10 protein-coding genes are annotated in these 12,064 nt (G+C 38.1%); all 10 read right to left on the reverse strand.

The genetic code is table 11. From position 1 onward, the window contains the following. Positions 1 to 934: DUF6443 domain-containing protein (locus LC419_RS22350; RefSeq protein WP_223609430.1), on the reverse strand; the 934-nt coding region annotated here is incomplete at its 3' end. A gap of 8 nt (positions 935 to 942) precedes the next feature. After that, a complete protein-coding gene (locus LC419_RS22355) occupies positions 943 to 1,578 on the reverse strand; it encodes a hypothetical protein (RefSeq protein WP_223609431.1) in 636 nt (211 codons plus the stop codon). Beyond that, entirely contained in the window at positions 1,557 to 3,995 is a 2,439-nt protein-coding gene (locus LC419_RS22360; RefSeq protein ID WP_223609432.1) for a hypothetical protein, read from the reverse strand. Before LC419_RS22360 ends, LC419_RS22355 begins: the two co-directional genes overlap by 22 nt. A 5-nt stretch (positions 3,996 to 4,000) precedes the next feature. Continuing rightward, positions 4,001 to 5,488: a T9SS type A sorting domain-containing protein gene (locus LC419_RS24255; RefSeq protein ID WP_223609433.1), complete on the reverse strand. Its 1,488-nt coding sequence runs from the start codon at positions 5,486 to 5,488 to the stop codon at positions 4,001 to 4,003. 319 nt (positions 5,489 to 5,807) lie between these two features. Continuing rightward, complete coding sequence (locus LC419_RS22370; RefSeq protein ID WP_223609434.1) at positions 5,808 to 6,377, reverse strand: sterol desaturase family protein; 570 nt, start codon at positions 6,375 to 6,377, stop codon at positions 5,808 to 5,810. Positions 6,378 to 6,909: 532 nt separating this feature from the next. After that, positions 6,910 to 7,182, reverse strand: a complete 273-nt coding sequence (locus LC419_RS22375) for a hypothetical protein (RefSeq protein WP_223609435.1) — start codon at positions 7,180 to 7,182, stop codon at positions 6,910 to 6,912. Between the two features lie 37 nt (positions 7,183 to 7,219). Continuing rightward, a complete protein-coding gene (locus LC419_RS22380) occupies positions 7,220 to 8,569 on the reverse strand; it encodes a S41 family peptidase (protein WP_223609436.1) in 1,350 nt (449 codons plus the stop codon). Between the two features lie 15 nt (positions 8,570 to 8,584). Continuing rightward, positions 8,585 to 9,325, reverse strand: coding sequence for a hypothetical protein (locus tag LC419_RS22385; RefSeq protein WP_223609437.1), 741 nt, complete (start codon positions 9,323 to 9,325; stop codon positions 8,585 to 8,587). A gap of 210 nt (positions 9,326 to 9,535) precedes the next feature. Then, positions 9,536 to 10,459, reverse strand: coding sequence for a T9SS type A sorting domain-containing protein (locus tag LC419_RS22390; protein ID WP_223609438.1), 924 nt, complete (start codon positions 10,457 to 10,459; stop codon positions 9,536 to 9,538). Between the two features lie 68 nt (positions 10,460 to 10,527). Beyond that, a complete protein-coding gene (locus LC419_RS22395; protein ID WP_223609439.1) occupies positions 10,528 to 11,841 on the reverse strand; it encodes a hypothetical protein in 1,314 nt (437 codons plus the stop codon). Positions 11,842 to 12,064 lie beyond the last annotated feature (223 nt).

Below are 12,064 nucleotides of genomic sequence, written 5' to 3' on the forward strand. Positions count from 1 at the left end.
ACCAGTTACCCGAAGCTCTCATATTGGCGTCCTGGGTAAGAAGTAGCCGGTCTGCTTTATCGTACACCATATATTCCCAACCTTTGCCCGGTAGCTTCTTTTCTACCAATCTCCCTCTTCCGTCATAGCGGTATTGGTAACAAAGTTCGTCGTGCTTTACCGTGTTGGCGACAATGTCGCCCCTCATACCAGCTATGGGAGGGAGAACAAAGGCGAGCTGATCATATTCGTTATACACATAATAGGTATCTGCATTGTCGGTACTGTTGACCACTTTTCTAAGAAGGATAGTCTGTCCTTTTCCGTTTTTAAATTCTATGGTTTTATTACCGTCTTCATCGGTTACGGTATTTTTATAAAGCTGATTGTCGGTATAGAGCCAGTTTTCTCCCAAAACAGATTTCGTAGCGCCATTTTCCCATGTGGTTACAGTGGTGAATTTTCTTACTCCATCTCCTACCGTAACAGCATCGTAGCCAAATGTAACAGGTTTAGTGCTCCATGCATTTCCGACTTGCTTCTGCTCAAGGATTCTATCCAAGGGTGAGTTTTCTAAAACTTTCTCTGAAAAGATCTTTTCAGAACCATAGATATCGGGTTGGGTTGCATTAGCCAATGACATAGGGACAATCCCTCCATTTTGAGTTCCGGCCTGAGGAACGGGTAGAAAATCATAGACCTGTCTTCCGAAACCATCGTATTCTATATGGGTAACCACATCTTTTCCTAAAGGCGAGGCTTTTACATTAACGACCTGTTTAGGTCTTCCAAGACCATCCATATACTGTACGGTTTCGGACGTTTTTGTAGGCTGTCCGCTGATATTATAATCAAGATAAGATTTGGAATACACATAGTTTTCTCCCTGGGTAAGCTGAGCATGAGCTGAATGAGCCATCAGCAAAGCCCCGATGGGAATAATTATCTTTTTCATGGTTGTGTTTAGTTTTTATAGTTGTATTGGTATTCTTTCACAATTTTGTACACAGGATTTCCAGCTGCATCCTTATCCAGCTGTTTTACCTCTTTCAACCTGTTGGCTGTATCATAGATATAAAGCTCTCGCATTCCTGATGGCGGACTAATACTAGTTACACCAATCAACGGATCGTGAGTATAGGTAGTAATAGATACATCTAAATTAAACTGTCTTTTTTGGAAAGCATCTAATTTCACTCTAAATGTGTCTTCCGTAGCAGGATTAATATCATTATTGGAAGCATTACTTAAAGAAACAATATCTGTGTCAAACATACCCAAAAAGAAAGCCGCATCTTTACCTTCTATTTTAGCAATGGGAAGGGTTTTATTATATCCCCAGACAATTCCTGTCGTATTACCTCCCTTTGTGGTATATTGTATAGGATTTCCTTTATTATCATATCGGTTAATTACCACTTCTTCGGATGGCAAATTTGTTTGAAGATCATATGACAAAATAGATGTGGGGAGCAACAGATTTCCAGTTTGCCCTGTGGGCAATGATGTTGGATAAACATTATCCGTCTTTTCGATTGTTTTATTATTTTTTTTCGTTTCACTTCCTACAGGAATTCCTACCATATATGCATTAAGCATTGCCGGATTATTAATGTCCGAAGCATATTTATAGGTTGTAGCATAGCTGTCAGCTCCATCATTTTTAGTCTGTTAGTAAGTGTGTTGTATGCGCTATTATAGGTATTGGTTTCAATCGTCTCTATATTCTCAAAAACTGTTTTCTTCTGAGACAGAAAACTGGTATTAAAATTTACATGGTACGCATCAAGCAAAACCCCGTACCATGTTCCGGCATTTTGAAAGGATGAGCCTGGTGTCCCTACACTTTGGCTGAAACGTTTATGAATCGATGTGTAAGCTCTCAGATAATCCTGTTGCTGTATATAATTATAGTTGGTTTCACTTATCTTTTTAGTATCAGACCAGATAATTTCTTTCAAAGCCTTTCCTCGCATCAATGAATATGAAGTATAAGGCAGTTGCTTATACAATGCGGATATTCCCCAGCCCATATAAGCTCTACCTCTCAGGTCATTTGAACTTTCCTGATCAAAATTGGTAAAATAACTTTCTTTTTTTCCACCGTTATCATCAATCTCAGTTACTTTACTGTAGCCTACCGAATTATCTTCATCTTTAAGGCTTTGGTAAGAATTAAAATTGAAATCCCAAAAACTATAGTTTATCGATGACTCGCCCCCCTCTATTAAATAAATAGGTTTGTATGGGAGTATTCCACTAGAAGAAGTTCCATCATCACTTATATAGGAATACGTTTTGTTAAAACAATTATTATTTTCATTACAGGAACTAATTTTTTTAATTCTTAAGCCACCTCCCGTCTCTTTAACTGCAGAAGTTGTATACAGCTTTAACCTACTTTGGCTCATATCCTTATCTCCATATTTCGAATAATCGTTCAATTCATATTCAAAGTTTGTTTTTCCACCAGTAGGATAAGTGATCTGTTCCAATGTTTGTGCCTTGGTCAGATTAAGATTAGGCAATTTGTAAGTCGGATAGATATTCTGATAGACGTTTTTTTGCTGGTCAGGAGTCATGGTATATAGTGAGAAATAATCGGATTCAAAATTGTTTCCGTTATAGTATCCCCATCCGTCAATTTTATCAGTCGTGTATTTTGGCAATTTCGTAGCATTGTACTGGAACACATATTTTTCTACTGTATTGATGGATAAATTATTAAGTAAAAGTCGATTGTTAGGATCATTATTATAGTTAAAAGCAATATTTTTTATTATTTTCCCTGCTTTATCTGTAACGGTAATATTATCAAGCTTATACCAATGCTTATGCATGTCATAGCTTTTCAAATGATGTTTATAGGGTGGAATCCATTCGCTTGCGGGAAATTCGAATTCATCATATTCTTTCTGATTGGCCATAGATCTGTTAAGGTTAACAACAAAATCCTCTCCTTCTACTTTTGTTAAAAAAACATTATTCAACCTGTTGCTGGTCAAAATAAATGTTTGTCCTGTAGAAGAGGAATTACTGATATTTCCGAATAATGATCCATTTTTATCCCACGAAGCATTTCCACTTCGGTTTACTACAAAGACACTCCTATCATCACGAGTATAAGTAAATTTTGTATTTCTGCCGTCTGGATAGAGAATTTCTTTTACTTGCCATGAAGCCGGAACAATCTGAGGATTAAAACTGGTATCTACTTGCTCAGATGTTGATGAAAATTCGATAGCAGTATCATTCAGGCCAAAAATATACTTTGTTCCATCATCCATGGTGATCGTGAATCCGTACAGAATCCTTTTCAGTGTATAATATGATGGAATTGTGTTATACTCTGTTCCTACAATAACATTCTCAGGTAATTTATAATCAAACTTATATTGATGTTCCACTTTAAAAGTTCTTCCTTCTCTGGTACGACCAATCCACTTTCCTTTTTCATTTAAATAAAAACTACCTGTGATTCCGCCTACGTTAATAATAAATTCATCAGGTGCAGGAACTACAGTTGGAAATGTGTTGGGTAAATTACTATCAAAATTGGTGGCAAAAAAATCATTCAATGCCTGTTGTGTGTCCCAATTCGGATTATCCAGCATGGAATAATTATCCAGGTAGGAAAAGTGGTTATACGGAACGGTATATATTCCAGTATACACCTCATCCACTCCTCCGTTTACAATTCTTGTTACGGAACCTCCTACATTCAGATTCCACCCCAAACCTGTCCATGTAGGAATTGTAGAAGGCTTTACTGATTTTACATTGTAATCTAAAGACATGGCGAAAGTACTTTGTCCTTTCTGTGTGCTGAATAATGGAATATTAATAACAGGAACTCCCTTATACATATTAACAGGATATTTTCCAGTAGCTGCAAAAGGCGTCGTGTTGGGACTTTGAGGAAAGAAATTATTTCCAAAATTTTTATAATTCTGTATTCCCTGTGCCTGATATAAAAAGCTCAATAATGTTGAGGCTAAAATTATATTTCTTTTCATGGTTATTATTTCTTGATCAATTTAGCGCTAGCTGTTTTATTCGTATCCGTCTTTATTGTCACCAGATAAGCCCCCTGAATCAAATTCTGAGTATTGATCTTCGTCACCTTATTCTTCGTCTTCAAACTCTGAAGCTGTCTTCCTCCCATGTCATACAGCATAATATCCGCTTCTTTAAAGTCAAAGCCTATTTCCACGTAAGCATAATCGGATACCGGATTCGGATAAATTTTAATGTCTTGTTTTTCGATCAGCTTATTGATCTGACTGTCTCCCAATTTCACAATCTTCCAGTTCTCTTTTCCAAGTTCTTCTGCGCTGGTTCCTGCCAGAATGATGGAGCCGTCTCTGTTTAATTTAATATCTGAAAGTCTTTCTTCTTTCTTTCTGGATTCTCCTTTGACATATTTTCTCCACTCTTCATTTCCGTCTTGGTTCAGGTACAGCATCCAGAATGTTTCGTCATCTGTTTGTATTTTTCCTTCTGCCTGTGTGTAGCCACCTAAAAGAATTCCTTTTAAAGATTTTTCATCTGCAGAATGAAGGACACTCATACCCATTAAGATATCTCTGTTTTTGAAATTGAAAGATTTCTGCCAGATCTCATCACCTCTTTCATTTAAAGAGATCAACCATAAATCAGTTCCTTCTTCAATACCTCCTGTTTTATTTCCTGACCTTTCTGATCTGGATTCTCCACCGATTACATATCCTGCAGATGTTAAGGCCAATGTTCTGATATGATCATCTCCTTTTCCTCCGAAATTCTTTTCCCATTCTACTTTTCCAGTTTTGTCAAGCTTTACGATCCAGTAGTCTCCTTCACCGAAGTTTTCTGTAGATTTAGAGGTTCGGGATACAGGATACGAGGTTGCTGAAGACGACTTATCACTAGAACCCGAAACCCGGATCTCGGAACTCCTCGAGTAAATTCCTAACAATGCGCCACCGTCTCTCGTAGGAATCATCTTTTCAACTTCATCCAAACCTTTTCCACCCAGAACAGTTTCAGAAAGAATTTTACCGTTTTTATCCAGTCTTGAAATCCAAACATCTTTTGAACCATAACCCTTAGAGGAATTTTGAACATTTCCAGCGACAAAAAATCCCAGATCCGTAGTTTGAATAACTGACCTGGCTTCCTCATCAGAAGCACTTCCCAATGTTTTCTGCCAAAGCTCATCTCCGAATTCATTGATTCTGATGAGCCAGATATCAGATCCTCCTTTGGAATCTTCTTTTTTATCCAGTCCTTTTCCGGAATAAGAAGTCCCGGCCAAAAGAAATCCTCCCTCCTGTGTTGCTACGGAAGCTGAGAGATAATCATGGTTCTGTCCTGAGAAATATTTTTCCCAGACCTGTTCACCTTGTTGGTTCAGTTTAATTAAATGGAAATCGTAACCGTTATTTTGCTTACTGCCTTCAGCCTGAAGCTTACTGCTCTGTATAGAGCTTCCGGAAATAAGATATTGCTGATCAATAGTCGTGGTCACCTAGCTTAGAAAATTCTGTGTAGAAGATTTAATGTCTTTCTGCCACAATACTTCCTGGGCAGAAAGCCCCAGAAGCGCGCATAAGGTCAATGCACCTGAATAGAATCTCTTCATCTATTTGTGCTTAAATTCATATTAGTTTTATAAATAACACGACAAATTTAACAATTCTTAACACACGCAAATCTCTTTCATGAGATTTAATGTGAATGTATCAGGTGTGTCTTTTTTAATGATATATTCTGATACTTTAAAGATATTCTTACCCAGCGACAGAACATGACGCATAAAACTTGAAAATGTCAAATACATGAATATTTTATGATCGATATGTTCCGAACAGCCTGTCCCAGATAGAGGTATAAAAACCAAAATTTTTACTTCCATCCAGATGGTGCTGGTTGTGAAACCTTGTCGTTCCAACAAAAAACTGATCAAAGGATGCCGGGAAGAATTCCCTGTTCAGATGTCCTATGGTCCCCCAGATCAGATTGATGAGTAAATAAAGACTTATAGAAATTATAGAAAAATCATAGCTCAAGAGTAAGGCTAAAATCATGAATCCAAAACCTATGGTTTCGAAAGGATGTAATACAAAAAGACTTAGAAAATTAGTACTTACATGTTCATGATGCCTGCCATGCAAGAGTTTATACACAAAAGGCAGATGAGCAGCATAATGAAAAAAATACATCAGAAGATCCATTAAGAGGATTAAAGCAATGGTTTCCAGAAAAACAGATATTGCAGATGGGTCAGTGTCAAGAACAATCCAATTGTTTTTCCATAAAAAGGCACCAAACAGCATCACTAAACTATTACAGAAAACAGTAAGAAGGCTGAGATATAAATCTGATTTAGTAACAGGGTGGTTTTGTTCCTGCAGCAAGTCTTTACGACATGTTTTATCAATAAACTGATATAAGCCTATTGAAAATAAGCACAAAAAAATATTGGATAGAATGCTGAATATGATCCATTGAAGCCATGAGAACTGCCAAAATATCTTTACATACTCCGAAAATTGAAACCAATCAAGATACATACAACCGTTATCTGTCAAACTTGATAAATGTATGAATTTCATATTAAAGAATCTAATAAAGACAGAATAAATACCCCGTTCAATCTTCTAAACACTTAAAAATCTGCTTGAAAATATCCTGAAAACATTAAATTCACATTCATAGAAGATCAAAGATTTTCAAAAAACTTAAGTGAACTTTATATGCTCAATGCATTTACATTAAATATAACTAAAGTGTTTAAAAAACTTTTCCCATTAATGCATAGTTAATTATTTTTCCCACGGATTACGCAGATGATTGAGACTATTTTATGTGTTCTTCAATGCAGTTTTGTTTTCAACTTTATTCAACCAAACTTTAGAAAAATTTTGAGACTTTTGTGGTTAAATAAAATCACTTCTGCCTCGTTTTGCGTCGTAATTCCCGCACCCGAAGAGTCAGCTGTTTACGCAGATCATTATGATACTGTCTGTAGTTTTTGATGCTCCTTTCCAATTGTCTTTTATTGGCCAGATAATCTTCATACAGTTCACTCAATTCCGATATTTTTGAAATCATGTCAGAAGGCTGGATATCCGAAGTCCCGGCTGTTTTCTTCAGAAGACCACGGTAATACTCCATCCGGTCTGTGAGGCTGCTGTGAAATTTAGGTTCTATTCCCTGCATAGGCTGTTGGTTTATGTATTAAAGCTAAAAAGGACAATTACTTTCCGATAGCAGCAGAAGGCGTATCACTCTGAAATAAAATCTTAATACTGCTGTTTATAGCATCTTTTCCTGCTGATTTTGAATAAATACTGTTCAGGGCAGATGAAATCAAAGCTTCTTCTGAATCTCCCAACGGAAGCAGCGGCAATGTTTCATATTCACTGGCTACAATCTGTGGAGGGATTCCGTTACTGTAAGCTCCTTCCCCATTGGCATTAAAGACTTTATAAATCACAGGGTGAAGCTGCCAGGAGATTTTTTTAGGTTTCCGCTTATCTTCCACCATAAATCCGGCCATATCTTTACCCAATGTCACATCTCCTATCTGAATAACCTGCAGATAAGGTTTAAGATTATTGATCACAATCTCTGACGCAGAAGCCGTACTGTTAGAACTTAAGACATAGACTTTATTCAGTCCCAGGGCATTCGCTCGCAGGGTATTGAAATCAAGAGCAGCGGGATCGTAAGCAATCTGCTGGGCAAATGTTCTTTTCACCTCGCCTCCATTTTTGTTTCCTCTGTACACAATAAATGGTGATGATGTTGTAATATTTGACGGAATCAGGGAGCAGAGTGCTGCAGCTGAAGATACAGAACCACCGTAATTGTAACGGAGATCCAGAATCAGTTCCTGAACTCCGGAAGCTTTGAACAAAGCGAATTTCTGATTCAGCGCTGATGTCATTCCATCCGGAAAATCGTAGATGTAGAGATACCCTGTCTTTTTACCGTTTTTTTCAAATATTTTAGATTCCAGAGGCTGTTCAAAAGAATATCCATAATAAACTTTAATGGTCTTTTCATCCGCAACCGTTCCGTTTTTCCAGTTTCCTACCGTGAGATCTATTACAGTTTGGTCTTTAATCGATGAGGTTAGCTGTTCTGCATTGGATGCAGTAATCGCCTGGCCGTTGATTTTTGTAATTATCATTCCTCTCTGCAAGCCTGAATTGAATGCCGGAGAATTTTTCATTACCAGCTTAACCGTGGTGACTACATTCCCATCCGGTAGCTGTATCACTGCGTAATCAAAACCATACATATTCCGGACAGACCGCGGATAGGAAGAGGGATCCTGGGTATCTACCGCAAATGAAAAACGGTCCTGAGATGACAACAGACTTTTAAAAAAATCTTTCACCGGAAGATGGTAATCCGGTTTCGCAGGCATCTGATCTGCCCAATAATAATACCGCCTCATGCTGTCCTGTACCCAAAGGTTGACAGATTCTGTGCTTCCTTCCGGAAAACAGGGACCGCTCTCATCATCATTATTGCATGATAAGACCAATAGTGAAACTGCCACAAGCAGTAACAGACGAAAATAAATAAAGCTTTTCATAGAGACGGGCTGGTATTACAGATAATCTGCTACATCGATATCTCCTTTGACCGTAAGGACACCGTTTTCCATTTTTTCCTGAATCACAATCAGATTCGCTCCCATGTCCTGTTTTATTTTAACTTTGATGATTTCAGATCCGATATAGGGAGTGGTAGTTCCTGGTTTATAGAGTTCAAGATAAACCGGAGCTGTATTACTGAAATAGTTATATATTTTTACTTCCGTAAAGCTCTTCTTTCCGATGTTGTCAAATTCTGCCAGCACGACTCCATTTTCTCTTCTCAGAATTCCTTTCACATTGGCTAATGTGGTCCCGGAATATTCACCAAGATTTGGGAAAATGAATTCAAATCCTACTTTCCCCAGATTGACCTGTGGTTTTACAGCTGAAGCCTGAAGAAAAATCCCCGGAAGATTGAAGAAGTTCAGGGTTTTGTAATCGTCGATATTGTTGTAGGTCATATTATAATGGGCTACCTCAGCGCCCGTTTCATTGTTGTAGATTCCAAGTCTGTCTGTTTCGCCTTCATCCAGGACAAAATCAATTCTGGTTTCTATTTTATTGGTGTAAGACGTGCTTCCGTTAATGGATACCGGGGTTCCGTTCAGCCTCAGCTGGATAACATCCGGCTTTGAATATCCTTTGATCGTAACCTGAGCAGGTTTCTGCGATTTATCAAACGGCTGCATTACGCTGCTGTCTGCACAGGAAACCAATAGGGTAAAAAATAAAAGTGTAATGAACTTATTCATTTATATCAATTTAAATTATAAAACCGGACTTAGAAATATTGTCCCGCCCGTCGATAAGCGGGACAATAGGATAATTATAAAAAAACTAAGTCAGATATGTTTATGGTCAAAAAAAGTCTCTGCGGGGAAGCTTCAAATCATTTTTGACCGATTAAAGTTTTCATTTCAATTCCTGCAGAATGCTCTGTAGGTGGTGGATAGTGACTGTGATTATTTTTTGATAAACTTCAGTCTTTCCGTTGTTTTTCCGTCAGAAATTTCAGCGATGTATATTCCTGCCTGTAATGATGCTACATTCACAGATCTGTTATAAGGTACTGAAAGCACTTTCTGTCCGGCTACACTATAAATATTCACCTCCGTCTTATTTCCGTTAAAGTCTGGATTCAGTTGAAACTGAAGAAATTCCTTTACCGGGTTTTCCGTTATTTTAGTTAGATTTTCTTTCTTCTTTACCTCCTTTGTTCCCAAAAATGTTGAAGCATAAATCGCCATTTCATCAATGTTAATATTCTGCAGATTGTTTCCTGTTGTTTTTCTGTTAGACCATAAGGCGATGTAGATCTTTTTACCGGCAAAAGCAGAAATATCTAGAACGTTTTCTTTAAACTGAGTAAGATCAGTTGGAAAAGGGTTGCTGAGCGTTCCAGCTATAATTCTGTATGGACTTGGAATATCATTTCCACTTCCATCCACAGTCATTGCCTGAAAGTCTGCCAATGTAGGAACGGGTTTCTGAGGGGTGCTTACATAAATATATATATCACGTCCGAAATTAAGGTGCGTGGTTCTCTGTCTTCCGATATACGCTGCCAGATTGATGGTTCCGGATGCTCCTTCCAGATTGATCTGCGGAGAAATAATCCAGTCGTTTTCAGTAGCAAGGCTTGGAACTGTACCTGAAGGAACCAGACTTGTCGAATAACGAAGCGTCCCGGAAGTACCATAAGTAAGAGCGGTACCGTTTAAATAAATATTTTGTCCCTGTACCCATCCGTTTCCGTTGTTGTTAAGGTCATGAGTAGTCCATCCCTGAAGATCAGCGGGTGTATCAAAAGAATTGCTCCATACCTGAATCTGCGCTGCTGCAGCCTGAGATACCAGTACAATAGATAATAAAAATAGTTTTTTCATAATACAGATTATTAGAGATTTAAAAAAAGCAGGGAAAGACATGGGAAGCTTCCCCTGCATTTAATGTTTTATTCTACAATAGAGAAGTCATATTTAGTCCATGCTCCCTGGAAGTTTCCGCTATTTCTAGGAGATACGTTCCATGGTCCTTCGTTGAAGAACGGCTGGCTCATACCCCAAGATGAAGCGGTAGTTCCTGTCAATAGGTTGGCAGCAGGAATTCCTGATGTACCTGTACCTGTAACAGAAGTTGTAAATCCGTGTACCTGGATTGAGCTTAGGTTAGAAGCTGAAGTAAGTTCAGAACCTGTACCTTCTACTTTGATTCCAACAGGATATCCTGTCACTACGGCGTTGTTCAGCGTTAATTTTCCGTTTCTTCTGATGTGAATACCGTTTTCATAATAAGATCCTGAAGGTGTACCTGTAGTATATAACACATTAGTACGTGATCCTACAATTGTCAGATTGTTGATTACCGGATTAGTGATCAATGGTGTAGCGGTACCTGTTGCGTTATTATCCAATTCAATACCGTTAGTATCAGAAACACCACCACTCAAACTGTGTGTAGAGTTTGTATCTGCTAAAGCAAGTGCATTGGTAATAGTTCCAGTGTATCCGTTGTCAAAGTCAAAGTTGTCATCATCTGCAGCAAAAGAAACAAGGTTAGAAGCGTTTACCGTACCTCCGAAGAATTCGAAAGAGTCATCTTTACCGTAAGAAACCTGGATATGATCTAAAGTAGTACCATTTCCAACACCTCCTAAAGTAAGACCGTTGATCTCATTTCCTGAGTTAGGCGCTAAAAGATCGAATCCAGCAAATTCAATACGAACATATTTCAATGTACCTCCGTTGTGAGATGCATTGGAACCACCGTAATAAAAATCTGAACCTGTTAACCCTTCAATTGTTTTAGTATCAGGTGTATTGGCAGGTGCATCACCTAAGATAATCACCCCACCGAAGTCTCCTGGAGCAGCCGTTGTGTTTTCGTCTCCGTCTAACAGTTTATAACTTGTAAAAATAATCGGCTGAGATTCTGTACCGGTAGCATTGATTTTACCTGTCTTAGAGATTACTAAAACTCCTGTAGCAGTATTGGATGTATTCGGTTTTGCCTTAATGAAAGTTCCCGGCTGAATAGTTAATGTAGCACCATTCTTCACAGTTACGATACCATCAAGTTCTACAACACCACTCCATGTAGTACTTGAAGTAATATCACCGCTTACGGTAGTTACAGGAAGAGAAGAAGCTGTAAGATACTCAGCAGAAGCAGGCTTCATTTCAAAAGGAGAAGAAGAATCTGCAAGGTTATCATTTTGACAAGCAGTAAGAGATAATGCTGCAATAGCAATTAAAGTTAGTTTTTTCATTGTTATAATTTTTAGTAGACCCGGTTATATTATTTTTATGACCGAATTTTTAATATTTAGGAACATCCGCCTCTATATTCCTGCGATTTGGTTGTATAATCACCCTGCATTTCAGGAGGAGCTGTCCTGCCGGGGTTCCCTGCTTATCCGCTGCTGTCCGGAAAAAAAACAACAGCGGCCGGTTTTTATCTGATCCTGTACTGCTGTGCGCATCATCAGTATT

The sequence above is a fragment of the Chryseobacterium sp. OSA05B genome (assembly GCF_019970065.1).
Taxonomy (GTDB): domain Bacteria; phylum Bacteroidota; class Bacteroidia; order Flavobacteriales; family Weeksellaceae; genus Chryseobacterium.